This is a genomic window from Geomonas oryzae, assembly GCF_004117875.1.
GTDB classification, from domain to species: domain Bacteria; phylum Desulfobacterota; class Desulfuromonadia; order Geobacterales; family Geobacteraceae; genus Geomonas; species Geomonas oryzae.
In genome coordinates, this window is the sequence record NZ_RAHW01000001.1 from 266759 (window position 1) to 293568 (window position 26810).

Here is a 26810-nt window from a genome sequence, read left to right on the forward strand (position 1 = left end):
TCCCCGATCTCTCGATCTATTTCACCAACCAAACACCGGCAGCGGTCAGCATGGTTTCAAGACCTGTTTGCAAGGTCGGATACAGCGCCGGGGCCCAAAACGGCGAATGAGGCCCGGGCAGTCGGTCCACCGCCCCTTCCCGTACCGCCTGATCGTATTTTTCGGGCGCAGTACCGCCGACGAACCAGTACATGTAGGGAGCTTTCCAGGCATTCCCATAACGACCGAAGTCCTCGCTGGCCCCCTGGGAAGGCACTTCGGTCAACTGATCACCAAACTGGCCACGGAACGCATCAGTAACCTTTCGGGTCACTTCCGCATCGTTGACGGTTAGCGGATAACTGTTGATCTCTTCGAACTCCGGATCTTTCGGTGCATCGGAGGCGCGGGCCTCGGCGACGCAGATGCGCTTGATCGCTGCCAAGACATGATCACGCGCTGCCTGGTCCGTGGTCCGCACGTTGAGCTTTATATAAGCCTCCGCAGGAATTATGTTTTCCGCCGTCCCGCCATGGAACTCGCCCACCGTAACCACGACCTGGGCCTGCGGAGAAATCTCGCGGCTGACGATGGTCTGCAGGCGCAGCACCGCCGCGGATGCCATCACGATCGGGTCGATGCCGTTTTGCGGCATGCCGCCATGCGCACCCTTGCCAAAAAAACGCACCAGCAGACTGTCGCCGGAGGTGAGAATCTGTCCCGCATGGTAGCCGACAGTACCGGCACGAAACTGCAGCAGATGCTGTCCCAGGATGACGTCGGGCTTGGGGAAGCGCTCAAGGAGGCCGTCATCGATCATGGCCTGCGCCCCTTGGGCTGTTTCTTCCGCCGGTTGGAACACCGTCATGAGCGTGCCGTGCCATGCCTCCCGTGCCTGAGCAAGGACCGTCGCGGCGCCGACCAGCCACGACGTGTGCATGTCATGCCCGCAGGCATGCGCGACCGGCACAGTCTCACCTTTGGCGTTGACCGCCTCCTTGGTGCTGGCGTAGGGCACTCCGGTATGCTCCTTCATCGGCAATGCGTCCATGTCCGCGCGCAGCATGACCGTCGGGCCTGCGCCGTTTTTCAGGATGCCTACCACCCCCGTTCTGCCCACCTTTTCCGTCACCTCAAACCCTGCTTCGCGCAACTTCTGCGCAACAATGCCTGCGGTACGTGTCTCTTGCAGCGCCAGTTCGGGGTTCTGGTGGAGGTCTTTATAGGTGGCCTCGACCATGGGGAGCGCCTTTTTGATCCGATCGGATAGGAGACTGACAAATGGTGACATAATTCCTCCCGTATTCTTTCAACTGAAGATGATAAATATGTTTCAGATTACGAATACACATCCGGCAACTCACTCACCAGATAATATCACTAAAACACGATGTTAGCTCGAGGCCTGCGAAGCCGCTTATCCCTAAGCACTTTTCTTAACGGAGCATTATGCAGTGGCCATAAGTAATACAAAAGCAGTGGGAGATTGGGCCCGAATACCGATCTGCAAACCCATGGGTGCAGACTCCCAGGGGGTCAGGCACCATCTGATCTGGTACCATCTAATCTCCACACAAAATTCTTTACAGCCCCTCTTCCCCTCTCACCATCCGGCAATCCAAGCGCCTGCACGTGACAACTTGCAACGAGCCCGTGGTAACTTGTCACCTACCCGTGGTAACTTGTCACCTGCACGTGGCGACTTGTCACCTGCACGTGGCGACTTGTCACCTGCCCGTGACAACTTGTCACCTGCACGTGGCAACTTATCACCTGCACGTGGTGACTTGTCACCTGCACGTGGTGACTTGTCACCTGCACGTGGTGACTTATCACCTGCCCGTGGGAACTTGTCACCTGCACGTGGTGACTTGTCACCTGCACGTGGCAACTTGTCACCTGCACGTGGCAACTTGTCACCTGCACGTGGCAACTTGTCACCTGCAAGTGGGAACTTGTTACCTGCCCGTGGGAACTTGGAATGCGTCGGTGGGAAGTTGAAACTCGCACGTCCGGGGATGGGATGGTACTGAGGCGATCGGTGGGAGAGCCGAGAGGATAAAGAGAGGGGGGTACCGAAACCGGTAGCCCCCAAACTTGCGTTATTCGTGATTGCTAGTGCTCGCGACTGAGGATCAGCGGATGGCGTCCTCCGGTCGCACAACGTCATCAGGATTTAATTGGTGTCCGTGCCAGGCACCTTAACTTCTTCAGACGGGACCTGCGGTGCGCTCGCCCTGTTGATGTTCCTATGTTCCTTGGCGAGATCGAACCCCGACGTGAGGAGCACCTCGGGATTACGCACAGCAGCCGCCTCCAAAACCGACGCGATCTCATCCATGTACGCGATCAACTGCGCCTGGATAGCCTCTCGCTCGGCTATATCAAGCTTGCTGGAGTAGCTGGAGGCTCTTTGGTACACCTCGTGGTACTTTGCCGCCAGGGCCAAAAACAACGACAGCAGTTCCGGATTCGCAGCCCATACCGACCCCGGGATGTGCGGGTTGTCGGTCAGGCACTTCCACACCCTCAGCAAGATGGTGTAGAACTGGCTCGGAGTCTTGCTTCGATAATTCCTCAGTATTCTACTCTGCGATGGCCGTACCATATCCCTACCTCCTTTCCCCAGGTTGGCTGGGTTCCCGTTTGCTGCGCCCAGGACATTAACCGAAACACATGCGCCATTATATGAGACGACACCAATTTTTCAAGCAGCGGGAGGGATGTAAATTTCGTGCGGGGTTATCGGTAGGAACTAAAGCCGAAGGGGACTGGCACCTGGCGGAGCCAGTCCCCTTCGGGGCTGCGGTCATCTCGGGTCACTTGCGCGCGCCCCTGATGTCCCAGTCGGTGCCCTGTCCCGGAGCACCGGTGGAAAACGATATCTCCATTTTGTAGGTTTTCCCATTCTCGTTGACCCAAAGCCACTCTTCGGCCCACCCAGCCGGGGTGATCTGCCCGAGCACGCGGGTGTCCTTGATGTTCACTTCCTCCGAACTCAAAGCCGCCTGAGCGACCCCTGTAGCCGTAACGAGCACGTCGCTGAAGAGCGTGGGGTCCGCATTGGAGCCGCCAGGGTAGAGAAGGAGCAACTGCAGCCCCTCGTCTGAGAAGATGAAGGCGAAGGTGTACATCTTCGCGCTCCCCCCCTTACTCGTCTTCACCTTTACCACGGAGACGGAGTTCTCATCCGAGATGCTCCACGGTATTATGGTCTCCGGCAGGATCTCGTAGTTCCCTTTCACAGCCTCCCCGATTTTGCCGTCGTGGGTGTAGGCCAGGTAGACGACTTTTTCCAGCACATCCTCCACCTGCAGCGCATTCCGCGTCATCTCGACTAGGTTCTGGTTCCTGTTGCCTCCTCTTTTAGCGCTGGGCGCTGCCGCGTCAGCAGTGAGTATTGAGAAGCCAATGGCGAGGCCCACCGCGGCCCCGAGTAATCCCACACGTGTTTTCATGGTCACCTCCTTGCGCCTTCGGGTGCCCCAGCGGACATGCCGCTTGCGAGACCCACTATCTATACCGCGAAGAGGGGAGAAGACCAGACGACGTTAGGATTTTTTTATTGTTTCCCAGCAGTGACTAGCGGGGGTGGCAAAAAGGGGAAGCCAAAAGTTTGGAGGATGGAGCGCCCTGGTCGGAAAGCCGGAACTGCCGGGATAGAAAAAGGAAGGAAAACGGAGGGCCGAGTGGACACAAGGCAAGGGGGACTGACACCTTTCGGCCAAGACGGACAAGGCAAGGGGGACTGGCACCTGGCGGAGCCAGTCCCCTTTTCTGTCCCCTTTTCACGTCTTGCGGTCGAGGCTGCGGTACTGGATCGCCTCGGAGATGTGTTGTTCCGTGATGTTTTCGCTTCCTGCCAGATCCGCTATGGTCCGCGCGACCTTAAGGATCCTCGTGTAGCTTCTGGCGGAGAGACCGAGGCGGTCGGTGACGACTTCCAGCATGCGGTTTCCGGCCTCGTCCGGCTCGCAGAACTTGCGGATCATCCGGGCAGTCATCTGCGCGTTGCTCCTGACACGGGTTCCCTTGAAGCGCTCCTTCTGCACTTCCCGCGACCTCGACACGCGCAGGGCGATCTCCGCCGAGCTCTCGGTCTCGCCGCGGTCGGCAAGATCCCTATATTTCACGGCGGGGACCTCGATGTGGATATCGATGCGATCCAGGAGCGGTCCGGAAACCCGGGAACGGTAGCGGTGGATCATGAGCGGCGTGCATGAGCATTGGTGCACGGGATCGGAGAGGTAACCGCAGGGGCAGGGGTTCATCGCGGCGACGAGCATGATGCGGGAGGGATAGGTGACCGAGGAGAGCGCGCGGGAGATGGTGACCCTGCCATCCTCCATGGGCTGGCGCAGCACCTCGAGGACGTGCTGCTTGAACTCGGGAAGCTCGTCCAAAAAGAGCACGCCGTTGTGCGAGAGCGAGACCTCGCCGGGCTTCGGCGTGTTGCTGCCGCCGATCAGCCCAACGTCGGAGATGGTGTGGTGCGGGGAACGGAAGGGACGGGTGGAGATGAGGGCATGGTCCCGCTCCAAAAGCCCCATGACGCTGTAGACCTTGGTGGTCTCGATCGCCTCTTCGAAGAGCATCGGTGGGAGGATGGAAGGGATGCGCCGCGCCAGCATGGTCTTGCCGGAACCCGGCGGGCCGATCATCAGAAGGTTGTGACTTCCGGCCGCTGCCACCTCGAGGGCGCGTTTGGCGTGCTCCTGCCCGCGCACCTCGCTGAAGTCGTCGCCTGGATCGCCCCCCTGGCTGAAGAGGGCCTCGATGTCGGCGCGGTACGGGACGATGTCGCGGTTGCCGTTCAGAAACTCCACCACCTCGGCGAGTTCCGTCACGCCGATCACATCAACCCCCTCGACGACGCCTCCCTCGGCTACGTTCTCGGCCGGGATGATGATCCCGGCGAGTCCCGCCTCGCGTGCGGCGACGGCGACGGAGAGGCAGCCGCGGACCGGCTTCACCCCGCCGTCCAGCGACAGCTCGCCCAAGAGGATGTAGCGCTTCAAAAGCCCTTCCTTGATGACGCCGGTGGCGGCAAGGATGCCGATGGAAATGGGGAGGTCGAAGGAGGCCCCTTCCTTCTTGACGTCTGCGGGGGCGAGGTTGACGGTGATCTTGCGGTTGGGGAAATCGTAGCCGGAGTTCTTGAGGGCGGCCTTGACGCGGTCCTTGCTTTCCTTGACCGCGCCGTCGGGTAGGCCGACGGTGGAGAGTTGGGGAAGCCCCTGGGCGATGTCCACCTCGACGTCGACGAGAATGGCATCTATACCCACAAGCGCGCTGGAAAAGACCTTGGCAAGCATGAGAACCCCCAACTGAAGGTGAAGGGTGAGTTCCTGCGGTGGCTGCGGTGGTGCGCTGCTTCTGGTTCTGCGGCCCTCTGCCCTTCTCTCTCCCTAAGGGGGAAAAGGGGACTGGCACCTGGCGGAGCCAGTCCCCGGAAGGATAATCAGGCTTTCAGCATTTCGAGGTAGCGGTCGGCGTCGAGAGCGGCCATGCAGCCGGTGCCCGCGGAGGTGATGGCCTGCTTGTAGTTTCTGTCCTGCACGTCGCCGGCGGCGAAGACCCCGGGGGTGCTGGTCGCGGTGGAGTTCCCTTCGTAGCCGCAGGCGGTGCGGATGTACCCCTCGTCCATGTCGAGCTGTCCCTCGAAGAGATGGGTGTTCGGCTGATGGCCGATGGCGATGAAGCAGCCATGCACATCGATCACCTTGTCCGAACCGCTCTTGTGGCGCAGCCTGACTCCGGTCACGCCGGACTCGTCCCCCAGCACCTCTTCCAGTTGGTGGTTCCACTCGATGGTGACGTTGCCGCCGTTTTTGGTCTTCTCGATCAGCCGGTCGGCGAGGATCTTCTCGGCGCGGAACTTGTCCCTTCTGTGTATCACGGTGACGTGGCTTGCTATGTTGGAGAGGTAGAGCGCCTCCTCTACCGCGGTGCTGCCGCCCCCAACGACGGCGACCGGCTTGTTGCGGTAAAAGAAGCCGTCACAGGTGGCGCAGGCGGAAACGCCTTTACCCTTGAAGGCGTGCTCGGTCGGAAGCCCCAGGTATTTCGCCGAGGCGCCCGTGGCGATGATGAGGGCGTCGCAGGTGTACACGCCGCTGTCCCCTTCGAGGACGAAAGGAGGCTTCATCACCTGTGCCTTGTTGATGTGGTCGAAGATGAACTGGGTGCCGAAACGCTCGGCGTGCTGGCGCATCCGCTCCATCAGGTCGGGGCCCATGACCCCTGCAGCATCGCCCGGCCAGTTATCCACCTCGGTCGTCGTCATCAACTGTCCCCCCGCCTGCAGCCCGGTAATGAGGACCGGGTTCAGGTTCGCACGCGCAGCGTAAATCGCTGCGGTGTAGCCGGCGGGACCTGATCCTAAGATGATGAGACGATGGTGCATCGGTTCCATTTGTAAAAACCTCCGACTGAAATTTAGCCGGAAAGATAGCAGTATATATTCAAAATTGCAAGGTACCACGCCGCTAACGCATTGACCCGAATAGTCAGCTCTGTTAAGATTCAGGGCATTGTTCCGTATAATGAAAAGGAGGCGAATCGTGAAAAAAATCGTAGCTTTACTTGCATTATCCTTGTCCATTTTCGGGGGTACCCAGGCCATGGCCAGAGATATAAACTTCTCCAGGGCCATCTCCCAGAAAGCTTTCAAGGACCTTACCAAGGAGGCGGGTGCCGCCCTCTCCTACCGCAATACCGCACCTGCGGAACCGCTCGGCATCACCGGTTTCGATGCCGGGATAGAGGTTTCGGCCATCGACATCAGCGGCAGCGGTTACTGGGAAGCAGCCTTCGGCAACGATGCACCGTCGTACCTCGTGATTCCGAAACTGCGCGCGAGGAAGGGGCTTCCCTTCGGCATCGACGTCGGCGCCATGTACTCTTACGTTCCCGACTCCAACATCAAGCTCTGGGGCGTGGAGGTGAGCAAGGCGATTCTGGAAGGGACCGCCGCGACGCCGGCGCTCGGCGTACGCGCCACCTACACCAGGCTTTCCGGCGTCAGCGACCTCGACCTGCAGACCACGGGGATCGACGCCTCCATCAGCAAAGGGTTCCTGTTCCTCACTCCGTACGCAGGCGTGGGCGGGGTATGGGTGAACAGCGAGGCAAAGGGTGACCTGAAGGCCATGGCGGCCACCGCGGGGGCCCCGCTCGGCACGGAAAATGTTTTCCAGCCGCGCATCTTCGGCGGCTTAAAGCTCACTCCGTTCCCGCTTCTCGGCATCACCGCCGAGGTCGAATACCAGGAGCGCCCCATCTACTCGCTGAAGGGAGCCCTTAGTTTCTAACTACTGCACCCGGGAGGGGCCAAAGCCCCTCCCGCCGGGGTACACCATGCACGCCGACGCCCATCTAGACCAGAGCATCACCGGACGCTTCAAGTACGCCATAGTCCTCACCTCGCTGACCCTGGTGGCGGAACTGGTCGGAGGCATCTGGACCAACTCGCTCGCACTCATATCCGACGCGGCGCACGTGTTCCTCGATCTGTTCGCCCTGCTCCTCTCCCTGGGCGCCATCAAGCTCGCATCCTACCCGGCGAGCGACACCCGTACCTTCGGCTGGCACCGCACCGAGGTCTTCGCCTCCTTCATCAACGGCAGCACCGTCTTCATCATCGCCGGCATCATCTGCTACGAGGCGTTTGACCGTTTCATGCGCCCCGAGGCGGTGAAGAGCCTGGAGATGCTTATCATCGCCGCGGTAGGCCTGATAGCGAACCTGCTCTCCGCCAGCGCGCTTCACTCGCATTCCCACGACGATCTCAACGTGCACAGCGCGTTTTTGCATGTGATAGGCGACGCCGCGGCCTCCGTCGGCGTCATCGTCGGCGGCATCGTCATGTACTTCACCAACTGGTACCTGCTCGACGCGATCATCTCCATGGGGATCGGCTTCATCATCTTCTGGGGTTCGTGGCGCGTGATGCGGGAATCGGTGCACATCCTCCTTGAAGGGGTGCCGCGCGGGATCGACGTGAAGCAGGTGGCTTTCGCCATCGGCGAGGTCGAGGGGGTCGAGGAGGTGCATCACCTGAACATCTGGACCATCTGCTCGCACATCATCGCACTTTCCGCCCACGTGGTGGTGCCGGAGACATCCCTGGGGGAGCATGGCAGGATCATCGAGAAGATCGAGGAGAAGCTCTTCCAACACTTCCACATCTCCCACACCACGCTGCAACTGGAGAACACCCGCTGCGCCGAAGCGCAAAGCATGAAGCAGTTCCGGCACCGGCCGCGCGCCTCCGCGGTGGCACACGCCCATGCGCACCCGCACCAGCATCCGCACGGCAGCTGCTCGGGGCACCATCACGACCATACACATTGATTGGACGGTAGACTAGATGCTTGATTACGAATTGATCCTCGACGCGGCCCAGCGGCTCAAGAAAAGGGTGCGTCGCACGGAACTGATCCACGCCCACCACTTCAGCGAGCGGCTCGGCTTCCCCCTCTATTTCAAATGCGAAAACCTGCAGCGCACCGGCGCCTTCAAGATCCGCGGCGCGCTCAACTTCATGACGGCACAGCCGCGCGAGGCCCTCTCCGGCGGCGTCATCACCGCCTCGGCGGGCAACCACGCCCAGGGAGTCGCCTTTTCCGCGGACCTGCTCGGCGTGAAGGCGGTCGTCTACATGCCGGAGAGCACGCCGCCCCAGAAGGTCTTCGCCACCCGCGATTACGGTGCGGAGGTCGTGCTGGAGGGGAAGAACTTCGACGAGGCGTGCGCCGCGGCACTGAGGCAGGCACAGCAGACCGGGGCTCTCTTCGTGCACCCCTTCAACGACCCGCTCGTCATGGCGGGCCAGGGGACCATCGCCCTCGAGATCCTCGAGGAGATACCTGACGTGGCGAACGTGCTGGTACCGATCGGGGGGGGCGGCCTGATCGCGGGGATCGCCCGTGCCATCAAGGAGACGCATCCCCATGTCAGGGTGATCGGCGTCGAATCGGCCGCGGCCCCTTCGATGCGTCACGCCGTGAAGGCGGGCGAAGTCGTCACCATACCGATCAGGGCGAGTCTTGCCGACGGCATCGCGGTGAAGACGGCGGGGAGCGAGACCTTTCCCGTGGTGCAGGAGTACGTCGACGAGATCGTGCTGGTGGACGAGGAAGAGATCGCCCTCGCCATCGTGTCGCTCATGGAACGTAACAAGCTGATGGTGGAGGGAGCGGGTGCGGTGGGCCTTGCTGCACTTTTAAACGGGAAGGTGAAGAAGCTTTCCGGGAAGACGGTGGCGCTGCTTTCGGGCGGGAACATCGACGTAAAGACCATCGCCGTGGTGGTCGAGCGCGGCCTTCTGGCGGCGGGGCGCTACCTGAAGCTGAAGGTGGAGCTGGACGACGTGCCGGGTGCCCTGGCGCGGCTCGCCACGGAAATCGCCGAGGCGCGGGCCAACATCTCCATCATCACCCACGACCGGCGCTCCGAGTCGCTCCCGATCGGGAGGACCGAGGTGCTGGTTGAGTTGGAGACGCGCGGCGCCGAGCACATCCAGGAGGTGGTCAGGCACCTCGGTAAGTGCGGGTACCAGATCGAGGTGATGAGGTAACTCATCCCTCGGCTGGCGGCTCCTCCTGCTCTCCGTGCTCCTTTATCACCCTTAAAAACGCATCGCCGTAGCGCGCCAGCTTGTGCTGCCCCACGCCGGTTATCTTCAAGAGCTCCCACTTGTCCTTGGGCATCTGCGCCGCCATCTCGGCAAGGGTCGCATCGGGGAAGACGACGTAGGGGGGCACCTGCTGCTCGTCCGCGATGTGCTTGCGCAGCTCCCGCAACTCCTGGAAGAGTGCGCCGTCGTAGCTCGGCTTCTTCGCCGCGCTCTTCTTCTCCACCACCCTCGTGTCCCTGGGCTTCGCCAGCTCGAGCCTGACCTCACCGCGCAACAGGGGACGCGCCGCTTCCGTCAACTTCAGCACCGAAAAATTCGCCAGGTCCTGCTCCAGGTATCCCAGGTGTATCAGCTGCCGCAGCAGGCTCCCCCAGACATCCTGTGCATGGTGCTTCCCTATTCCGAAGGTGGAAAGGTGGTCGTGCTTCAGCTCCAGGATCCTCTGGTTCTGCGAGCCGCGCAGCACGTCGATGACGTGCCCCATGCCGAAACGCTGCCCCACCCGGTAGACGCAGGAAAGGGCCTTTTGCGCGTCCTCGGTGGCGTCGAAGCGCTGGGGCGGACTCTCGCAGATGTCGCAGTTGCCGCAGTCGTGCTCCAGCTTGTCACCGAAGTAGCCCAAGAGGACGCGGCGACGGCAGGTCTGCGCCTCGGCGAATCCCACCATGCAGTTCAGCTTGTGCAGCTCGATCCGGTTCTGCTCCTCGTTGTTGCCGTTGCCGATCAACCCGCGGGCGACCGCGATGTCGCCGTAGCCAAAGAGCAGGAGCGCGTCGGCGGGAAGCCCGTCGCGCCCGGCACGGCCGGTCTCCTGGTAGTAACTCTCGATGCTCTTGGGCATGTCGTAGTGCACCACGAAGCGGACGTTGGACTTGTCGATCCCCATCCCGAAGGCTACGGTCGCCACCACGACCTTGTAGTCGTCGCGCAGAAACGCCTCCTGGACCTCGTGGCGCTCCCGGTCCGGCAGCCCCGCGTGGTATGCCGCGGCCTTGACACCGGCCTCGCACAGCTTCCTCGCCACCTCCTCGACACGTTTCCTCGACAGGGCGTAGACGATCCCCGCCTCATCCTTGCGGCTGGCGAGAAACCCCATCAACTGGTTGAAGGGCTTGTTCTTCTCGACGACGGTGTAGCGGATGTTCGGGCGATCAAAGCCGGTGAAGAAGCACTCGGCATCCTTCAGCCCCAGGCGCGAGATGATGTCGCCACGGGTCTGCGCGTCGGCGGTCGCGGTGAGCGCTACCATCGGGATGTGCGGGAAGATCTCGCGCAGCATGCCGAGCTGGGCGTACTCGGGCCGGAAGTCGTGCCCCCACTGGGAGACGCAGTGCGCCTCGTCGATGGCGAAGAGGGAGATGTCGAGGCTCTTGATGCGGTCGATGAAGCCGTCGGAGAGAAGACGTTCGGGCGCTACGTAGAGGAGCTTCAGCTCCCCCGCGTGCAACTCGGCCAGGACGCGGCGCGCCTCGGCCTCGCCCAGTGCGGAGTTGTAACAGGCGGCGGCGATGCCGTTTTCCCGCAACGCGTCGACCTGGTCCTTCATAAGGGAGATCAGAGGCGAGACGATGAGGGCGGTGCCGGGGAGGCAGAGGGCCGGGACCTGGTAGCAAAGCGACTTGCCGCCACCGGTCGGCATGAGCACGAAGGCATCCCTGCCGGAGATGACCGTCTCCACGACCTCCTGCTGCCGGGGACGAAAGGCCTTGTAGCCGAAGATATCGTTGAGGATCTGTATGGGGGAGAGGGGCATGGTCAAGCCTTTTGCAGGCAGGGAAGTTTTACCGGCCGCATAGATGAAAACAGGTATGGGGACCTTGTCAACCCGTCGCCGGTCAGAAGGCTCCGGCGGCCGGCGGGAGGGCGAGGTCGAGTCCGGCGATGAAGGACTGGGTCCTCGCGGCCCCGTTCGCCGGGTCCATGAGGTCCGGGCGCAGCAGGTCCTCGTAGCAGTCCAGGTCGTGCCAGGGTGGAAGCAGGCGAGTGGAGAACCCGGAGCACTTCGCCTGTACGAGGCTCTGCTCAAGCACCTTCTCGGTGGACCAGGGGATGTCCCGAAACAGGGAACCGTACCCTTCCCGCAAGCCGACCAGGTAGTAACCGCCGTCCCCCGCCGGACCGAACACCGCGTCACTCCCCTGCTCCAGCGTCCTGAAGGCATCCTCGATGTAAGCGACGGGCAGGTCGGGTGCATCGGTGCCGATCACCACGCAAGGCCCGTACCCCATGATCCGGAGCGTGTCCAAGGCGTGCTCAAGCCTCGTGCCGAGACCGCCCCCTGCCTGGGCGACCAATGACACCCCCGGCGTCGTCTCACTGAAGAACTCGGCTGCCCCGTCGTGGAAGAGGATCTTGTCGGCGTCAAGCGCCGCCACCCGCTCCAGGGTGTCCAGGAGCATGCAGCGGTAAAGGTCGGCGGCCTGCTGCGGCGACAGGGCCGGAGACAGGCGGGTCTTCACCCTTCCGGGTAGCGGAGTTTTGGCAAAGATGGCGAGCGCGCGTTTCATTAGATGGGCGAACCTTAAGCAGGTTAAATGAAGGATTAAAAGCTAGGGTTGTCCACAGTTTTCCGGCTTATCAACAAAGTTATCCACAGCACGTCACGTCAAGCCGTTGACTTGACCGCCGGGTATTACCGCTTGTCGCGCTCGATGGCTGCGTAGGCGGAGTGCTTGTGGATCGACTCGAAGTTTTCGGCCTCCACGGAAAACCACGTGATATTTTCCATAGATAGCAGGCGCACCGTCGCCTCGCGCACCATGTCCTCGACGAAGCGCGGGTTCTCGTAGGCCCGCTCGGTGACGAACTTCTCGTCCTCCCGTTTCAACAGGGAGTAAACCGGCGATGAACCGCACTCCTCGATCATCTCGATCAGGTCCTCGATCCAGATGAACTCGCTGTAGCGCACCTGCACGGTCATGATGGAGCGCTGGTTGTGGGCGCCGTAACTGGAGAGTTCCTTGCTGCAGGGGCAAAGCGAGGTGACCGGAACCTTGATGCCGAGCACGAAGTCGAACTTGTCGGAAAGGGAGGCGCTGAAGGTGCAGGTGTATTCCATGAGGCTCTTCGCCTTGGACACCGGCGCCTTTTTCTCTACGAAGTAGGGGAACTCCATCTCGAGGTGCGCGTTCGATGCGCCGAGTTTCTCCTTCATGGTGGCGAGGATGAGCTCCAACTTGTCGAGGGCGATCTCCTCCCGGTACTTGTTCAGGATCTCCACGAAACGGCTCATGTGGGTTCCCTTGAAGTGGTGCGGCAGGTCGACGTACATGTTGATGCGGGCGATGGTGTTCTGGAACTTCTTGTTCTTGTCCATCACCACGATGGGATAGGAGACGTCCTTCACGCCGACCTTGCTGATCGGGATGTTGCGGGTGTCGCGGGTCAGCTGTACGTCGGTGAGTGGTTTCGCTTCTTTGTTCTGATCGGTCACTTTGCTCATGCCTCTTTCCTCAGGCTTGCTACTCATTTCTGTCCCCCCTCCCCTTGCGGGAGGGGGTTAGGGGGTGGGGGTAGCTGCGGACCGCGCCGCCGATGGCAACTTCACCCACCCCCTGCCCCCTCCCGTCAAGGGAGGGGAAACTTTCAGGGAGAAGAGGGAAGTTGCAGGTGTGGGATTACCGCTTCACGTAACGGAGCGGATCGGTGACGCCCAGTTCGGCGAAACCTTTCAGGCGCAGGCGGCAGGAATCGCACAGGCCGCAGGAGGCGCCGTCCTCGGCCGGATCGTAGCAGGAATGGGTCTTGCCGTAATCAACGCCCAGGGTGAGCCCGGTCCTGATGATCTCCGCCTTGCTGAGGCTGATGAGAGGGGTGTGGATGGTCATCTTCTTCCCTTCAACGCCCGCCTTGGTCGCCAGGTTCGCCATCGCCTCGTAGGCCGCGATGTACTCCGGGCGGCAGTCGGGGTAGCCCGAGTAGTCGAGCGCATTCACGCCGATGAAGATGTCGAAGGCGCCCAGCGTCTCGGCCCAGCCGAGTGCGAAGGAGAGGAAAATGGTGTTACGCGCCGGCACGTAGGTGACCGGGATCTCCTCACCCACCCCTTCCTTCGGGACCGCGATGTCGGAGGTGAGGGCGCTGCCGCCCATCATCCTCAGGTCGAACTCGACCAGCATGTGGTCGACGGCCCCCATGGGGCGCGCGTTCTGCTTGCATACCGCCAGCTCATGCTGGTGGCGCTGACCGTAGCTGAAGCTCATGGCGTAGGGCTCGAAGCCCTGGTGCTTGGCGATGGCCATGCAGGTCGTCGAGTCAAGCCCGCCGCTGTAAAGGATTACCGCTTTTTTCTTCATCACGTACCTCGGTGTTCTTTGCAAAGAAAAAGGCCGCGCCGGCGATTCCGGTGCGGCCTTGTCGACTACTCCACGAAGCTCTTCAGCTTCTTCGCCCGGCTCGGGTGCCTGAGCTTCCTGAGCGCCTTGGCCTCGATCTGCCGGATCCTCTCGCGGGTGACTTCGAAGTCCTGGCCCACCTCTTCCAGGGTGTGGTCGCTCTTCTCGCCGATCCCGAAACGCATCCTGAGGACCTTCTCCTCACGCGGCGTCAGGGTGGAGAGCACGCGGGAGGTCTGCTCGGAAAGGTTCGCCTTGATGACCGCCTCGAGGGGGGATACCACACCCTTGTCCTCGATGAAGTCGCCAAGATGGGAATCCTCCTCCTCGCCGATCGGGGTCTCCAGGGAGATCGGCTCCTTGGCGATCTTCAGGACCTTTCTCACCTTGTCCAGCGGCAGCGCCATGCGCTCGGCGATCTCCTCCGGGGAGGGCTCGCGGCCGATTTCCTGGACCAGCTGACGGCTGGTGCGGATCAGCTTGTTGATGGTCTCGATCATGTGCACCGGGATACGGATGGTGCGGGCCTGGTCCGCGATGGCGCGGGTGATGGCCTGACGGATCCACCAGGTGGCGTAGGTGGAGAACTTGTAGCCGCGCTGGTATTCGAACTTGTCCACCGCCTTCATAAGGCCGATGTTCCCTTCCTGGATCAGGTCGAGGAACTGCAGACCGCGGTTCGTGTACTTCTTGGCGATGGAGACGACCAGACGGAGGTTCGCCTCGACGAGCTCGCTCTTCGCGAGTTTCGCCTTGTGCTCCCCTTCCTCGATGGCGAGGAGCGCGTTGGCAAGCTCGCTCGCCTTGAAGCCCGACTCCTGCTCGATCTTCTTGAGCTTCGCCTCGCTGGAGCGGTAGCGCTTCTCGAGCTTCTGCCCCTCCTCCAGCGTCATGTTCATCTTCTTGGAGAAGTCGGCCTCGGAAGCCCCCTTAAGCCCCTCGAAAGCGGCAAGGAAGACGTCCTTGACGGTGCTGGTCTCTTTCTCGAGCTCGGTGATCTCCTGCATCACGGTGTCGACCTTGCAGGAAAGCTCCTTCAGGCGCTGGGCGATCTTCTCGATGTGGCGGTCCTTCAGGCGCAGCGACTTGAGGGTCTCGGCCATCTTGACCTTCAGCTCGCCGTGCTCGGCGTTGAGCGCCTCGCTCTCCTTGGCGGAAACCTTACCCTCGAGCGTGGTCTGGATCTGCTCCATGCGCTGGGACATCTCGCTGATCTCGTCGATGATGCCGAGCACACGCAGAGCCTGGAGATCCTCTTCACCCTCTTCGAGAACCTCTTCCTCGACGTCCTTGGAGATCTCGATGGCGCCGATCTGCAGCTTGCGCAGCCGCTCGCCAAGGTTGATTACCTCGCGCACGGTGATGGGGGTGTTCAGGATGACGCTCGCGACGTCGCGCTCGCCGACTTCGATCCTCTTGGCGATCTCGACTTCGCCCTCGCGGGTAAGCAGGGAAACGGACCCCATCTCGCGCAGGTACATGCGCACCGGATCGCTGGTGCGGCCGAGGGTGCCGGGCTCGAACTCGACTTCCTCTTCGTTACCTTCGTGCTCTTCCTCTTCCTCGAGGTCCATCTTGATCTTCGGGATCTTCACCTTCTGGGCGGAGTCCACGATCTCGATGTCCATATCGCCGAACATGCTCATGACGTCGTCGATCTGGTCGGAAGAGACGATGTCGGGCGGAAGCAGGTCGTTCACTTCCTCATAGGTGAGGAAACCTTTTTCCTTGCCCAGGTCGATGAGCTGCTTCACTTCATCCATGCTTTTCTTGGCCATTTACCACGCTCCGCTACAGCTTGAACCAAGCTCCGCTACCGCTTGAATCATACTATAGTAATTTCGATTTTTTATTACGCAACCGCTCAAGTTCAGCCAGGATTTCCAGGTAGCGCGGAGAATCCGGATCGACCGTGGCAAGTTCCCTCGCCAGGGCCTTGCCGTCTCCCTTGAGCGCCCTCCGTTCCAGAGCCTGGCGGCACTGCTCGAAGGCCTTGACCGGGTCAAGGTCCTCAAGGTGCGCGTCCTCCACGAACAGTGAGTAGAGACGGCTTCTTTCCTCGTGCGATTCGATCTGTTCCAACAACAGGGGAAGATCGAGTTCCCCGTCCTCCGGCTGCGCCACTATGGCCTCGGCGAGCTTTAGGTGGCTTGCGCTGAAGAGCTTATCGGCGCCGTGCTCCCGAACTTTTGACACTACTTCGGGGTACTTCGCCATCAGGGTCAAAAGCACCTCTTCGGTGCCGGTTTTCTGCGGCGCCCCCTTTTGCGGCTGGGGACGCGGTGCCGGCCGTGCCGGTATGCCGACCTTCTGCAGCAGCATGGCGCGGTCGATGCCTAAGGCCCGGCAGATCTCCTTCTCGTAGAGCCCGCGCTCCACCGGATCGACGATCTTTTGCAGCCTGGGCGAGACCTCGTTCACGAAGGCGACCTTCCCCTCCACGCTTCTCACGTCCAGGCGCTTCAAAAGCCCCTTGTAGAACGACTCGAAGATGGGAAGCGCCTTGTCCAAAAGCGGCTGGAACGCCTCGCCCCCTTCGCGGTTGATGAAGGTGTCCGGGTCGTCTCCCGAGGGGACCTCGACCACCCGTGCCGGGAACGCCTCCTCCAGGAAGAGCTCCATGGAGCGGACCGTCGCCTTGCGCCCGGCCTCGTCGCCGTCAAAGAGCATGAAGGTGCGGTCGGCGTAGCGGCGCAAAAGCTTCACGTGCGGCTGGGTCAGCGCGGTGCCGCAGGTGGCGACCGCGTTGGTGAACCCCGCCTTGTACAGCGCCAGGTGGTCGAAATACCCCTCGACGACGATGGCGCTCCCCTTTTCCCGCATCCCCTTCTTGGCCAGGTCGACCCCGAAGAGGACCTCGCTTTTGCGGTAGACGATGGATTCGGGCGAGTTGATGTACTTGGGGAGCGAGTCGTCCATGACCCTCCCCCCGAAACCGATCGGGCGTCCGTGCAGATCGGCTATGGTGAAGAGGAGACGGTTTCTGAAGGTGTCGTAATAGCCGTCCTTCCCTTCCCGCTTCCTCAGTAGTCCCAGCTTCTCCGCCTCCGCAGCGGGTATACCCTTTCTCTGCAGGTAGCGCGTGAGGCTGTCCCACCCGGCCGGCGCGAACCCCATGCGGTACACGGCCGCGATTTCCGGAGTAACACCGCGCTTCTGGAGGTAGGCCCTTCCGGCGGCACCCGCCTCGTCCGATTCCAGCACGCCGCGGTAAAACTCGCAGGCCAGTTCGTTGATCCGGTAGGCCTGCTCCTGCTCGTCAACCTTGCGCTTCTCTTCCCGGGTGAGGGGACGCTCCGGAATCTCGACGCCGACCCTCTTTGCGAGGAACTTGACCGCCTGCGGGAAGGAAAGTCCCTCGATGCGCATGACGAAGTCGAAGGCGTTTCCGCCCACGCCGCAACCAAAGCAATGGAAGATGCCGCGCGCCGGGTTCACGTTGAACGACGCGGTCTTCTCGCCGTGGAAGGGACAGACCCCCTGGTAATTCGCCCCGGACTTCTTGAGGCTCATGTAGTCGGAGACGACCTGGAGGATGGGAGCCCTCTCGCGTACCTCTCTGACCTTGTCGTCCGGTATCATCGACACTGCTGTGGGTCCTTATTTCTTATGCGCTCCGTGCGAGACCTGCGTCCCGGGTGTGGCGCTGCCGTTTTCCTTTGCCTTCTCCGTGCTGTTTCTCGCCACGGCACCTTCCCAGCCTGCCGCTATATCCGCTCCCGTCGTGGCAAAGGCGGCCGCGGTCTTCGAGCTTCCTATCCACCCCTTCACCTTATCCGGCATCGGCTTCGTCGTTGCGAGGTACAGGATCACGCAGAGGATGAAGCCTCCCTGCAAGAAGCCGAACACGATGCCGCCGGCCCGGTTGATCCCGCCCAAAAGCATGACCTTGAGGACGACGGTTAGCAGATGCCCGAGGAAATAGAAGAGCATGCCGAGCAGCATGAAGATGAGGAGGAACGCCAGCGGCTGCGCTACCTGAGGAGGGAGGTTGATGAAATGCCTGATCCCCAGACTGAGAGAGGAATAGTATCGGAAGGCGGCCCAGCCGCCCGTGACGAGTCCCAAGAGAGAGCAGGCCTCACGGACCAGCCCCTTGGAAAATCCCTTTGCCACGAAGAAAATCAGTACAACCCAGATAAGGATGTCGAGAAGGATCATGCAAACACCTGGTCAGCAGCCACAAAGCAAAAGAAGGGGGAATCGCTGCGATTCGCCCCTACTCATGACACCCGAACCCGCTGAAGCTCCCCGGGAGCGAGTCCCGGGGAATTCAATCACGCGAGTTTTTCCTTCACAACTTCGCTCACCAATTTACCATCTGCACGGCCGGCGACCTGGGGCTGGATGGTCTTCATGACCTTGCCCATATCCTTGCCGCCGGTAGCGCCGACTTCCGCGATGACTTTCATCACCAGGGCTTCCAGCTCTTCCCGTGTCAGCTGCTGGGGGAGGTAGCCCATAAGGAGCGCGAGCTCCGCTTCCTCTTTATCCACCAACTCCTGCCTGCCTGCTTCCTTAAAGAGTCGGATGGATTCCCTGCGCTGCTTGCAGAGGGTAACGATGGTTTCGGTGATCTCGCTATCGTTCAGTTCACGCCTGAGTTCGATGTCGCGGTTTTTCACCGAGGAGAGTACCATGCGGATCGTTGATAAACGCAGGGTGTCGCGACTTTTCATCGCCTCCTTCAGTTCCGCGTTAAGTCTCTCCCTCAGTTGCATGAAACCCTCTTAGTCGACCATCTTGCGCTGTTTTTTCAGAGCGCGTTTGCGAGCAGCGATAGCCTTTTTCTTCTTCTTGATGCTCGGCTTCTCGTAGTGCTCTCTTTTACGGACCTCAGAAAGGATCCCGGCTTTTTCACACTGCTTTTTGAATTTCTTCAGTGCAAGCTCAAACGGTTCAGCTTCTTTTACCTTTACTCCCGGCATTCATATTCCCCCCCCTTCTCTAGCAAGATTTACAAACTTTGTGGGTACGGGCCGGCAGACAATATTCAAGGAACCAGCAATATACCATTGCCGTCTTTTTTGTCAAGGCAATTGTGCCAGAGTGGAACAGGTTATCCGCGGGAGTTCTTCTCTTCTATGCCGGACATGCCGAAGCGGCGTCTCAGCTCTGAGTACACCTCTTCCGGATCTATGTCATAGAAGCCGAGGAGGACGAGGCTGTGGAAGATAAGGTCGGCGGTCTCGTAGACGATCTCCTCGCGCTTGCCACCCTTGCCGGCGATGACCACCTCGGTAGCTTCCTCACCCACCTTCTTGAGGATCTTGTCGATCCCCTTGGCCATGAGGCTGGCCGTATAGGAGTTCTCGCTCGGGTTGGCCTTGCGCTCCTGGATCACGCGGTAGACCGCGGCGATGATGTCGTCTTTGGGGTGTTCCATTGTTTACTCCTGTGGAATCTAGAGCCTTACCGGGACGCCGCGGCCGCGGAGGTAGGTCTTCGCCTCTTCGATGGTGTACTCGCGGTAGTGGAAGATGGAGGCTGCGAGACAGGCACTGGCACCGGCTTGGGTGAAGCCGTCGTAGAGATGGGACAGCCCGCCGACGCCGCCGGATGCGATCACCGGGATGCTGACCGCATCGACCACTGCGCGGGTCAGCGGCAGGTCGTAGCCGTCCTTGGTGCCGTCGCGGTCCATGCTGGTGAGCAGGATCTCCCCCGCGCCGAGTTCTTCCATGCGCTGCGCCCACTCGACCGCGTCGATGCCGGTCGGGTTCCGGCCGCCGTGGGTGTAAACCTCCCAGCCGCCGTTCGCCTTTGCGCGCGCGTCGATGGCGACCACAGTGCACTGCGAGCCGAACTTCTCAGCCGCCTCGTTCACGAACTCGGGACGATGTACCGCGGCCGTGTTGATGGAGACCTTGTCGGCCCCGGCGTTCAGAAGACGCCGGATATCGTCAACGGTGCGGACCCCGCCGCCGACGGTGAGCGGCATGAAGACGCGCTCCGCGGTGCGGCGCACCACGTCGATGATGATGTCGCGCTCGTCCGAGGAAGCGGTGATGTCGAGGAAGGTGAGTTCGTCGGCGCCCTGCTGGTCGTAAAGCTCGGCGATCTCCACCGGGTCACCCGCGTCACGCAGACCGAGGAACTGGACCCCTTTCACTACCCGTCCCCCCTTCACGTCCAGGCAGGGGATGATTCTCTTTGTCAGCATCTGAAACTCCGGATTACCGCTTTTTGGTCAGCGCGATCGCTTCGGCGAGGTTGATGGCGCCGGAATAGATGGCCTTGCCGGTGATGACACCGGTAACGCCGGAAGACTCGATGGAGATGAGGTTTTCAATGTCCTTCAGCGAGGAGAGCCCGCCGGAGGCTATCACCGGGATGTTGATCGCTTCTGCCAGTGCCTTGGTCGCCTCGATGTTCGGCCCCTGCATCATGCCGTCGCGGCTGATGTCGGTGTAGATGATGGCGGAGACGCCGTCCCCTTCGAACTGTTTCGCGAGCTCGGTCGCGGTGATGCCGGTAACCTCGGCCCACCCCTGCACAGCGACCATGCCGTTCTTGGCGTCGATGCCGACGACGATCTTGCCGGGGAACTTGGCGCAGGCCTCCTTCACGAAGGCGGGGTTGCGCTGCGCGGCGGTGCCGATGATGACCCGGCCGATGCCGAGGGAAAGATAGGCTTCGATGGTGGCTATGTCGCGGATGCCGCCGCCCAACTGGGTCGGGATGGTGACGGATTTCACGATGGACTCGATGGCGGAGCGGTTCTTCGGCTCGCCGGCGAAGGCGCCGTCGAGGTCGACGATGTGGAGGATCTCTCCGCCCTGGCGCTGCCACTCGGCCGCCTGAGCACCCGGATCGTCGTTGAAAACGGTGTCCTTCTCCATCAGCCCCTGCTCGAGACGCACGCAGCAGCCGTTCTTCAGATCTATTGCCGGAATAATGATCATTTCAATTCCTCATCGATATTTCAGTATCCCCCCACTCCCTCCCCCTCCGGGGGAGGGTGGCCGGAGGCCGGGCCTGCCGGCCGTAGCTTGGGGCTGCGAAGGCTGGTGAGGGCGTCGCTACGAAGCGAGACGGTTGAAGATTACAGCGCCCTCACCCCCGCCCCTCTCCCGGAGGGCGAGGGGAGACAGGTTCTCCAGCTGCAAGATGCCTACTTCATCTGCGCGAAGTTCTTCAGCATCGCGAGCCCCTTCTCCTGGGACTTCTCCGGGTGGAACTGGGCCGCGACTACGTTGTCGCGCCAGATGGCGGCGCAGAAGTCGATGCCGTAATTGGTGGTCGCCGCGACGACGCTCTCGTCCTCGGGCTTCACGTAGTAGGAGTGCACGAAGTAGACGTTGGAGCCGCTGTCGATCCCGTTGAAGAGCGGGGAAGGACGCTTGACGTCGAGCTGGTTCCAACCCATGTGCGGCACCTTCAGCTCCTCGCCGGCCTCCTGCATCCCTTCCGGGAAGCGGAGCACCTTGCCGGGGATGACGTTCAGCCCCTTGTGGATGCCGAACTCTTCGCTCTCGGTGAAGAGAAGCTGAAGCCCCAGGCAGATGCCGAGGAAGGGCTTTCCTTCCTTGATGACCTTGAGGATCGGCTCGACAAAGCCACCTTCCTCCAGGTTCCTGATGCAGTCACGGAACGCGCCCACACCCGGGAGCACGACGCGCTCGGCGTCGAGGAGCACCTTGGGATCGGAGGTGACCACGGCCTCGCAGCCGACCTTCTCGAAACCTTTCTGCACGGAGCGGAGATTCCCCATGCCGTAATCTATGATCGCGATCATCTCGTTCCTTCCTTAAAGCTTGCCTTTCGTGGACATGACCCCTTCGATGCGGGGGTCCATCTGGGTGGCCATATCGAGGGCGCGGGCGGCGGCCTTGAAGCAGGCCTCGACGATGTGGTGCACGTTGTCGCCGTACATCACGTTCAGGTGGAGGTTCGCGCCGCAGTGGTTCACGAACGCCTGGAAGAACTCGCGCACCAGCTCGACGTCGAAGTCACCGATCTTCACCTTGGGGAGATCGACGTTGTAGACCAGGTAGGGACGGCCGGAAAGGTCGGTGGCGACGCTCGCCAAAGTCTCGTCCATCGGCACGGTTGCCTGGCCGTAACGGCGGATGCCGCACTTGTCGCCCAGTGCCTCCTTGAAGGCGCTGCCGAGCACGATGCCGATGTCCTCGACGGTGTGGTGGAAATCGATGTCGATGTCGCCGTGGGCTTCGACCTTCAGGTTGAAGAGGCCGTGCCGGGCGAAGAGGTCCAGCATGTGATCCAGGAAGGGGACGGAGGTGCAGACCTGCGCCTCACCCTTGCCGTCGATTTCGAGGGAGAGCTTGATCTGGGTCTCCCTGGTGATCCGTTCGATACTTGCCGATCTAGCCATGCCGCCTCCTTGCATGAATGTCAAAGCTGCAATGAATTGAAAATCAGTCCTGAAGCCTCAAGCTGACCGACCTGCCGTGGGCGTCGAGGCCCTCGAGCTTGGCGATCCTGACCACGTCCTCACCGACCCGCTGCAGGCCTCCCTTGGTGAAGTAGATGAGGGAGCTTTTCTTCACGAAGTCGTCCACGGAAAGGGGCGAGAAGAAGCGCGCGGTGCCGCCGGTGGGGAGGGTGTGGTTCGGCCCGGCAAGGTAGTCGCCGGAGGCCTCGGGGGTGTAGTGCCCCATGAAGATGGCGCCTGCGTTGGTGATGAGCGGCATCACCTCGAAGGGGTTCTCAACGGCGAGTTCCAGGTGCTCGGGAGCGATGCGGTTGGAGAAGGCGACGGCCTCCTCGAGGTTCCCTGCCACGATGATGACGCCGAAGGACTCCCAGGACTTGCGGGCGATCGCCTCGCGGGAGAGTTCCTTCAACTGGCGCTCCACCTCGGCGGCCACCTTCTCGCCGAAGGAGCGGTCGGTGGTGATAAGGACCGAGGAGGCGAGTTCGTCGTGCTCGGCCTGGGAGAGGAGGTCGGCGGCGATGTGGACCGGGTTGCCGCTGCCGTCGTTGATGACGAGGATCTCGCTCGGGCCCGCGATCATGTCGATGCCGACCTGGCCGAATACGAGCTTCTTCGCGGTGGCGACGTAGATGTTGCCCGGACCGGTGATCTTGTCGACCCTGGGGACGGTGGCGGTGCCGTAGGCGAGGGCCGCGACGGCCTGAGCGCCGCCGATGCGGAAGACGCGGTCGACGCCGGAGAGTTTCGCGGCCACCAGGACGTGCGGGTTCGTTTCGCCCCCCGGAGTCGGGACGACCATGACGATCTCGCCGACACCGGCGACTTTCGCGGGGACTGCGTTCATGATGACGCTGGAGGGGTAGCAGGCCTTGCCGCCCGGGACGTAGATGCCGACCTTGGCGAGCGGTGTCACCTTTTGCCCCAGCATGATGTCGGCTTCTTCGGTGGAGAGCCAGGTCTGCTGCTTTTGTTTCTCGTGGAAGCGGGCGACGCGCTCGACGGCGAGTTTCAGAGCCGCGAGGTCCCTTTCGTCCACCTGGGCGAAGGCCTTTTCGAAATCGGCTTCGGTGATCTCCAGACCGGCGGCGTCGCACTCAAGGCGGTCGAAACGATGCGTGTACTCGAGGAGCGCATCGTCGCCGCGCTTGCGCACATCCGAGATGATGCCGAGCACCACCTCTTCCACCTCGCGGCCCGACTCTTCGCCGCGCTCGATGATGGCGTCGAACTTCGCCTGAAAACCTGCTTCCCTAATGTCGAGGAACTGCATCGTTTAAACCTCGCGATTAATATCATTGTAATTGAAGCGCTGCTCAGCCTTTTCCATCAGCCGACATATTTCGTCAAGTTTGTCGCGATGCTCATCCAGCGTAGCCCTTATGGCATCAAACTCCGGCTTGAGGAGTTGCTGGTAGAAATCCAGCAACGCATCATCGATAGCTTTCGTCAATCAGCACCTCTTATATGTGCTGCTCAAGCCCCTCGATGATCTTGGAGATCCGCTCGTGCTTGGTCTTGAGGCTCGCCCGGTTGACGATCAAGCGGCAGGTGATCTCGGCGATGGTCTCGATCTCAGCCAGGCCGTTTTGCTTCAGCGTCTCTCCGGTGGAAACGAGGTCGACGATGCGCTCGGAAAGCCCGACCAGCGGGGCCAGCTCGATGGAGCCGTAGAGCTTGATCAGCTCGACCTGCACACCCTTCGCCGCAAAATACTTCTCGGTGACGTTGGGGTACTTGGTGGCGATCCTGATGTTGTTCCAGGCGGCGGGATCGTCCTTGCTTGAAAGCTCGACCGGCTCGGCGACCATCAGGCGGCAGTAGCCGAACTTCAGGTCGAGCGGTTCGTACAGGTCCTTCTCCGCCTCCATCAGCGTGTCCTTGCCGACGATGCCGAGGTCGGCGCAGCCGTACTCGACGTAGGTGGGGACGTCGGTCGCGCGCACGATCATGTAACGCATCTTCTGCTCATGGTTCACGAAGACGAGTTTGCGGGTGTCGGAGAGAAGCTCTTCGCAGTCGATGCCGATCTTCTTGAAGAGGGCAACGGAGTCCTGAAGGATGCGGCCTTTGGGGATGGCTATGGTGACGTAATCGGTCATTTTAAAAACTCCGGTGGAGCATGGCATTTTACGGCAGCGGTCTGGTGGACCAGATGGACCAAATGGACCGGCGGGGCGAACGGGGGCTCAGCCCTCCACTGCCCAACTACGGGCCTTCGGTGTCCTGAACGCGGACGATGTCGGCACCGAGACCGGCAAGCTTCTTCTCGATGTTCTCGTAACCGCGGTCCAGATGGTAGATCCTCGAGATCTCGCTGGTGTTGTCGGCGGCAAGGGCGGCCAGAATCAACGAGGCGGAGGCCCTCAGATCGGTCGCCATGACGGGCGCGCCGGAGAGCTTCTTCACGCCTTTCACGGTGGCGCTGTTCCCCTCGCAGATGATGTCGGCACCGAAACGCAGCAGCTCGGAAACGTGCATGAAGCGGTTCTCGAAGATGTTCTCGGAGATCACGCTGGCGCCTTCGGCGATGCACATGAGCGCCATGAACTGGGCCTGCATGTCGGTCGGGAAGCCCGGGTACGGACGGGTCTTGATGTTGACGTTCCTGATCTTCTTGGGCCCTTTGACGCGGACCAGGTTGTCCTTGTTGGTGATCTCGACGCCGGCGTCCTGCAGCTTGAAGGTCAGGGCGTCCAGGTGTTCCAGGCGCATGTTCTTGATCTTGATGTCGCCGCCGGTGATGGCCGAGGCGATCATGAAGGTCCCGGCCTCGATGCGGTCCGGCATCACGGCGTGCTCGGCGGCGGTCAACTGCTCGACACCCTTGATCCGGATGGTGTCGGTACCGGCGCCTTCGATGTCGGCGCCCATCTTTATGAGGATGTCGGCCAGGTCGACGATCTCCGGCTCGCGCGCGGCATTCTCCAGGATCGTTTCCCCCTGCGCGGTGGCGGCGGCCATGAGGAGTTGTTCGGTGCCGCCGACGGTGGAGATGTCGAAGTTGATGCGGGCGCCTTTGAGCTTCTTGGCCTTCGCTTCGACGTAGCCGTGCTCAAGGGTGATCTCGGCGCCAAGCGCGGCGAGACCCTTCAGGTGCAGGTTGATCGGACGGGCGCCGATGGCGCAGCCGCCGGGCAGCGACACGCGGGCCTGGCCGAAACGGGCGAGGAGCGGGCCTAGCACCAGGACGGAGGCGCGCATGGTGCGCACCAGGTCGTAGGTCGCCTCCCAGCTGTTCAGGTCGGTGGTGTCGATCTTCACGACGTTGCCGCGGCCGTCGACCTTGGCACCCAGTTTCTCGAGCACCTTGATCGTGGTGTTGATGTCCCTAAGGAAGGGGACGTTGCTGATGGTGTGGCACCCGGGTGCCAGAATGGTCGAGATGAATATGGGGAGGGCGGCGTTCTTCGACCCGCTGACGGTCACTTCTCCGGAGAGTTTGTTGCCACCTTTGATTACCAGTTTTTCCACTGTTACCTCTGTACTCTTTTCTTTTGTTCAGCGCCCCTTGGGGCGGATGGAAATGTCTAATCCCCTCACAGCCTGCCGCCGACGACCCGCTCGATGCCGGCGGGATCGGTCTGCGTGAAAGTCTCCTCGGTAAAGCCGCCTGTCTTCAGCAGGCCAAGAACCTGCGGGGCCTGGCCGGCGCCTACCTCGAAGATAAGCCAGCCTCCGGCGTTCAAGTACTCGGGAGCTGCGCCGACGATGCTGCGGTAGAAGTCGAGGCCGTCGGCCCCTCCGTCCAGCGCTCCGGCCGGTTCGAAGCCGCGCACTTCGGGCTGCAATGTCGCCATTTCATGGTTGGGGATGTAAGGCGGGTTGGATACTACCATGTCGAAGCGGCGTCCGGCAAACGGTTCAAACAGGGAGCCCTCAAAAAATTGCACCGCGGCGCCGTTGGCCTCGGCGTTGCCACGGGCGACGGTAAGGGCCTCGCCGGAGACGTCGACGCTGCTCACTTCGCATTGCGGCAACGCTTTCGCGAGCGCCACGGCGACGCAGCCGCTCCCGGTGCCGATGTCGAGGATGCTCTTGGCGGCGCCGCCGCGCTTGGCGGCCTCGGTTACCAGGACTTCGGTGTCGTGACGCGGGATCAGCACCGCCGGGGTGACGCGGAACTCGAGGCCCATGAACTCCTGGGTCCCGAGGATGTACTGTAGAGGCTCGCGCTTGCCGCGCCGCGCCACCATGCCGCGGTAGGCGGCAAGTTCGGCGTCGGACAGGGGCTTGTCGAAGTTGAGGTAAAGGCCGACCCGGTCCAGGGACAGCGCATCGCAGAGCATCCACTCCGCTTCAAGGCGCGGGTTCTCAACGCCTTTTTCGGCAAGGTACCCTTTGGTCCAGTTGAGAACCTTGAGGACATCCCATTTTTCGGGGGTGGTGGTCATGGCAACCTGCTTGTTGTGGGCCTTGTGGACCCGATGGACACGGTGGACCTGATAAACCAGGGGCT

At 61.5% G+C, this 26810-nt stretch carries 28 protein-coding genes; 3 read left to right on the forward strand and 25 right to left on the reverse strand.

The annotated features are described in order from the left end of the window. Positions 1–16 precede the first annotated feature (16 nt). The 6 genes from D6Z24_RS01230 to trxB all read right to left on the reverse strand — a co-directional run bounded on the left by D6Z24_RS01230 (position 17) and on the right by trxB (position 6394). Positions 17–1270, reverse strand: a complete 1254-nt coding sequence (locus tag D6Z24_RS01230; RefSeq protein ID WP_198419495.1) for an amidohydrolase — start codon at positions 1268–1270, stop codon at positions 17–19. A gap of 377 nt (positions 1271–1647) precedes the next feature. Beyond that, positions 1648–1926, reverse strand: coding sequence for a hypothetical protein (locus tag D6Z24_RS01235; RefSeq protein ID WP_129124719.1), 279 nt, complete (start codon positions 1924–1926; stop codon positions 1648–1650). A gap of 229 nt (positions 1927–2155) precedes the next feature. After that, a complete protein-coding gene (locus D6Z24_RS01240; RefSeq protein ID WP_129124720.1) occupies positions 2156–2587 on the reverse strand; it encodes a hypothetical protein in 432 nt (143 codons plus the stop codon). Between the two features lie 211 nt (positions 2588–2798). Next, on the reverse strand, positions 2799–3437 hold the full coding sequence (locus D6Z24_RS01245) for a hypothetical protein (protein WP_129124721.1): 639 nt from the start codon (positions 3435–3437) through the stop codon (positions 2799–2801). A 330-nt stretch (positions 3438–3767) separates the two neighbouring features. After that, a complete protein-coding gene (locus D6Z24_RS01250; RefSeq protein ID WP_129124722.1) occupies positions 3768–5294 on the reverse strand; it encodes a YifB family Mg chelatase-like AAA ATPase in 1527 nt (508 codons plus the stop codon). 146 nt (positions 5295–5440) lie between these two features. Continuing rightward, positions 5441–6394 carry a thioredoxin-disulfide reductase gene (gene trxB, locus D6Z24_RS01255; protein ID WP_129124723.1) on the reverse strand — a complete coding sequence of 318 codons (954 nt, stop codon included), beginning with the start codon at positions 6392–6394 and terminating at the stop codon, positions 5441–5443. Between the two features lie 208 nt (positions 6395–6602). Between trxB and D6Z24_RS01260 the strand changes: the two genes are divergently transcribed. The 3 genes from D6Z24_RS01260 to ilvA are packed head-to-tail and all read left to right on the forward strand — an operon-like array spanning position 6603 to position 9559. After that, positions 6603–7292, forward strand: a complete 690-nt coding sequence (locus tag D6Z24_RS01260; RefSeq protein WP_246014530.1) for a hypothetical protein — start codon at positions 6603–6605, stop codon at positions 7290–7292. Positions 7293–7338: 46 nt separating this feature from the next. Then, a complete protein-coding gene (locus D6Z24_RS01265; protein ID WP_129124725.1) occupies positions 7339–8334 on the forward strand; it encodes a cation diffusion facilitator family transporter in 996 nt (331 codons plus the stop codon). A 16-nt stretch (positions 8335–8350) separates the two neighbouring features. Further along, on the forward strand, positions 8351–9559 hold the full coding sequence (ilvA, locus tag D6Z24_RS01270; RefSeq protein WP_129124726.1) for a threonine ammonia-lyase: 1209 nt from the start codon (positions 8351–8353) through the stop codon (positions 9557–9559). 1 nt (position 9560) lies between these two features. Here the strand turns inward: ilvA and recQ are convergent, their stop codons facing one another. The 19 genes from recQ to prmC all read right to left on the reverse strand — a co-directional run bounded on the left by recQ (position 9561) and on the right by prmC (position 26745). Further along, a complete protein-coding gene (gene recQ / locus D6Z24_RS01275; protein WP_129124727.1) occupies positions 9561–11372 on the reverse strand; it encodes a DNA helicase RecQ in 1812 nt (603 codons plus the stop codon). A gap of 82 nt (positions 11373–11454) precedes the next feature. Beyond that, a complete protein-coding gene (locus tag D6Z24_RS01280) occupies positions 11455–12126 on the reverse strand; it encodes a TIGR04282 family arsenosugar biosynthesis glycosyltransferase (protein WP_129124728.1) in 672 nt (223 codons plus the stop codon). 125 nt (positions 12127–12251) lie between these two features. Beyond that, on the reverse strand, positions 12252–13061 hold the full coding sequence (gene folE2, locus D6Z24_RS01285; protein WP_129124729.1) for a GTP cyclohydrolase FolE2: 810 nt from the start codon (positions 13059–13061) through the stop codon (positions 12252–12254). A gap of 175 nt (positions 13062–13236) precedes the next feature. Then, positions 13237–13914 carry a 7-cyano-7-deazaguanine synthase QueC gene (queC, locus tag D6Z24_RS01290; RefSeq protein ID WP_129124730.1) on the reverse strand — a complete coding sequence of 226 codons (678 nt, stop codon included), beginning with the start codon at positions 13912–13914 and terminating at the stop codon, positions 13237–13239. Positions 13915–13979: 65 nt separating this feature from the next. Then, complete coding sequence (gene rpoD, locus D6Z24_RS01295) at positions 13980–15731, reverse strand: RNA polymerase sigma factor RpoD (RefSeq protein WP_129124731.1); 1752 nt, start codon at positions 15729–15731, stop codon at positions 13980–13982. A gap of 52 nt (positions 15732–15783) precedes the next feature. After that, entirely contained in the window at positions 15784–17541 is a 1758-nt protein-coding gene (gene dnaG / locus D6Z24_RS01300; protein WP_129124732.1) for a DNA primase, read from the reverse strand. 12 nt (positions 17542–17553) lie between these two features. Continuing rightward, the gene (locus tag D6Z24_RS01305; protein ID WP_129124733.1) at positions 17554–18114 is read right to left on the reverse strand and encodes a CvpA family protein; all 561 of its coding nucleotides are present in this window, start codon (positions 18112–18114) and stop codon (positions 17554–17556) included. Positions 18115–18230: 116 nt separating this feature from the next. Continuing rightward, entirely contained in the window at positions 18231–18674 is a 444-nt protein-coding gene (locus tag D6Z24_RS01310) for a GatB/YqeY domain-containing protein (protein ID WP_129124734.1), read from the reverse strand. Between the two features lie 9 nt (positions 18675–18683). Beyond that, complete coding sequence (rpsU, locus tag D6Z24_RS01315) at positions 18684–18881, reverse strand: 30S ribosomal protein S21 (protein ID WP_011940832.1); 198 nt, start codon at positions 18879–18881, stop codon at positions 18684–18686. A gap of 131 nt (positions 18882–19012) precedes the next feature. Next, the gene (locus D6Z24_RS01320; protein ID WP_129124735.1) at positions 19013–19339 is read right to left on the reverse strand and encodes a phosphoribosyl-ATP diphosphatase; all 327 of its coding nucleotides are present in this window, start codon (positions 19337–19339) and stop codon (positions 19013–19015) included. A gap of 18 nt (positions 19340–19357) precedes the next feature. Beyond that, complete coding sequence (hisF, locus tag D6Z24_RS01325; RefSeq protein ID WP_129124736.1) at positions 19358–20116, reverse strand: imidazole glycerol phosphate synthase subunit HisF; 759 nt, start codon at positions 20114–20116, stop codon at positions 19358–19360. A gap of 13 nt (positions 20117–20129) precedes the next feature. Further along, a complete protein-coding gene (gene hisA / locus D6Z24_RS01330; protein ID WP_129124737.1) occupies positions 20130–20858 on the reverse strand; it encodes a 1-(5-phosphoribosyl)-5-[(5-phosphoribosylamino)methylideneamino]imidazole-4-carboxamide isomerase in 729 nt (242 codons plus the stop codon). Between the two features lie 209 nt (positions 20859–21067). Further along, the gene (gene hisH, locus D6Z24_RS01335) at positions 21068–21691 is read right to left on the reverse strand and encodes an imidazole glycerol phosphate synthase subunit HisH (protein ID WP_129124738.1); all 624 of its coding nucleotides are present in this window, start codon (positions 21689–21691) and stop codon (positions 21068–21070) included. Positions 21692–21703: 12 nt separating this feature from the next. Next, entirely contained in the window at positions 21704–22291 is a 588-nt protein-coding gene (hisB, locus tag D6Z24_RS01340; RefSeq protein ID WP_129124739.1) for an imidazoleglycerol-phosphate dehydratase HisB, read from the reverse strand. Between the two features lie 43 nt (positions 22292–22334). Continuing rightward, a complete protein-coding gene (gene hisD / locus D6Z24_RS01345; RefSeq protein ID WP_129124740.1) occupies positions 22335–23624 on the reverse strand; it encodes a histidinol dehydrogenase in 1290 nt (429 codons plus the stop codon). A gap of 3 nt (positions 23625–23627) precedes the next feature. Further along, entirely contained in the window at positions 23628–23804 is a 177-nt protein-coding gene (locus D6Z24_RS21475; protein ID WP_162605055.1) for a hypothetical protein, read from the reverse strand. A gap of 10 nt (positions 23805–23814) precedes the next feature. Next, entirely contained in the window at positions 23815–24453 is a 639-nt protein-coding gene (gene hisG, locus D6Z24_RS01350; protein ID WP_129124741.1) for an ATP phosphoribosyltransferase, read from the reverse strand. 106 nt (positions 24454–24559) lie between these two features. After that, complete coding sequence (murA, locus tag D6Z24_RS01355; protein ID WP_129124742.1) at positions 24560–25825, reverse strand: UDP-N-acetylglucosamine 1-carboxyvinyltransferase; 1266 nt, start codon at positions 25823–25825, stop codon at positions 24560–24562. Positions 25826–25890: 65 nt separating this feature from the next. After that, entirely contained in the window at positions 25891–26745 is an 855-nt protein-coding gene (prmC, locus tag D6Z24_RS01360) for a peptide chain release factor N(5)-glutamine methyltransferase (protein ID WP_129124743.1), read from the reverse strand. Between the last annotated feature and the right edge of the window lie 65 nt (positions 26746–26810).

Excerpts from the sequence above, each read along its gene's own strand:
- D6Z24_RS01245 (WP_129124721.1), bottom strand. The coding sequence starts at position 3,437 with ATGAAAACACGTGTGGGATTACTCGGGGCCGCGGTGGGCCTCGCCATT.
- D6Z24_RS01250 (WP_129124722.1), bottom strand. The coding sequence starts at position 5,294 with ATGCTTGCCAAGGTCTTTTCCAGCGCGCTTGTGGGTATAGATGCCATT.
- trxB (WP_129124723.1), bottom strand. The coding sequence starts at position 6,394 with ATGGAACCGATGCACCATCGTCTCATCATCTTAGGATCAGGTCCCGCC.
- recQ (WP_129124727.1), bottom strand. The coding sequence starts at position 11,372 with ATGCCCCTCTCCCCCATACAGATCCTCAACGATATCTTCGGCTACAAG.
- D6Z24_RS01260 (WP_246014530.1), top strand. The coding sequence starts at position 6,603 with ATGGCCAGAGATATAAACTTCTCCAGGGCCATCTCCCAGAAAGCTTTC.
- rpsU (WP_011940832.1), bottom strand. The coding sequence starts at position 18,881 with ATGCCGGGAGTAAAGGTAAAAGAAGCTGAACCGTTTGAGCTTGCACTG.
- hisD (WP_129124740.1), bottom strand. The coding sequence starts at position 23,624 with ATGCAGTTCCTCGACATTAGGGAAGCAGGTTTTCAGGCGAAGTTCGAC.
- hisF (WP_129124736.1), bottom strand. The coding sequence starts at position 20,116 with ATGCTGACAAAGAGAATCATCCCCTGCCTGGACGTGAAGGGGGGACGG.
- D6Z24_RS01265 (WP_129124725.1), top strand. The coding sequence starts at position 7,339 with ATGCACGCCGACGCCCATCTAGACCAGAGCATCACCGGACGCTTCAAG.
- rpoD (WP_129124731.1), bottom strand. The coding sequence starts at position 15,731 with ATGGCCAAGAAAAGCATGGATGAAGTGAAGCAGCTCATCGACCTGGGC.
- hisH (WP_129124738.1), bottom strand. The coding sequence starts at position 21,691 with ATGATCGCGATCATAGATTACGGCATGGGGAATCTCCGCTCCGTGCAG.
- D6Z24_RS01240 (WP_129124720.1), bottom strand. The coding sequence starts at position 2,587 with ATGGTACGGCCATCGCAGAGTAGAATACTGAGGAATTATCGAAGCAAG.
- prmC (WP_129124743.1), bottom strand. The coding sequence starts at position 26,745 with ATGACCACCACCCCCGAAAAATGGGATGTCCTCAAGGTTCTCAACTGG.
- D6Z24_RS01310 (WP_129124734.1), bottom strand. The coding sequence starts at position 18,674 with ATGCAACTGAGGGAGAGACTTAACGCGGAACTGAAGGAGGCGATGAAA.
- ilvA (WP_129124726.1), top strand. The coding sequence starts at position 8,351 with ATGCTTGATTACGAATTGATCCTCGACGCGGCCCAGCGGCTCAAGAAA.
- hisG (WP_129124741.1), bottom strand. The coding sequence starts at position 24,453 with ATGACCGATTACGTCACCATAGCCATCCCCAAAGGCCGCATCCTTCAG.
- D6Z24_RS01305 (WP_129124733.1), bottom strand. The coding sequence starts at position 18,114 with ATGATCCTTCTCGACATCCTTATCTGGGTTGTACTGATTTTCTTCGTG.
- hisA (WP_129124737.1), bottom strand. The coding sequence starts at position 20,858 with ATGATCATTATTCCGGCAATAGATCTGAAGAACGGCTGCTGCGTGCGT.
- D6Z24_RS01320 (WP_129124735.1), bottom strand. The coding sequence starts at position 19,339 with ATGGAACACCCCAAAGACGACATCATCGCCGCGGTCTACCGCGTGATC.
- folE2 (WP_129124729.1), bottom strand. The coding sequence starts at position 13,061 with ATGAGCAAAGTGACCGATCAGAACAAAGAAGCGAAACCACTCACCGAC.
- queC (WP_129124730.1), bottom strand. The coding sequence starts at position 13,914 with ATGAAGAAAAAAGCGGTAATCCTTTACAGCGGCGGGCTTGACTCGACG.
- D6Z24_RS01280 (WP_129124728.1), bottom strand. The coding sequence starts at position 12,126 with ATGAAACGCGCGCTCGCCATCTTTGCCAAAACTCCGCTACCCGGAAGG.
- hisB (WP_129124739.1), bottom strand. The coding sequence starts at position 22,291 with ATGGCTAGATCGGCAAGTATCGAACGGATCACCAGGGAGACCCAGATC.
- D6Z24_RS01230 (WP_198419495.1), bottom strand. The coding sequence starts at position 1,270 with ATGTCACCATTTGTCAGTCTCCTATCCGATCGGATCAAAAAGGCGCTC.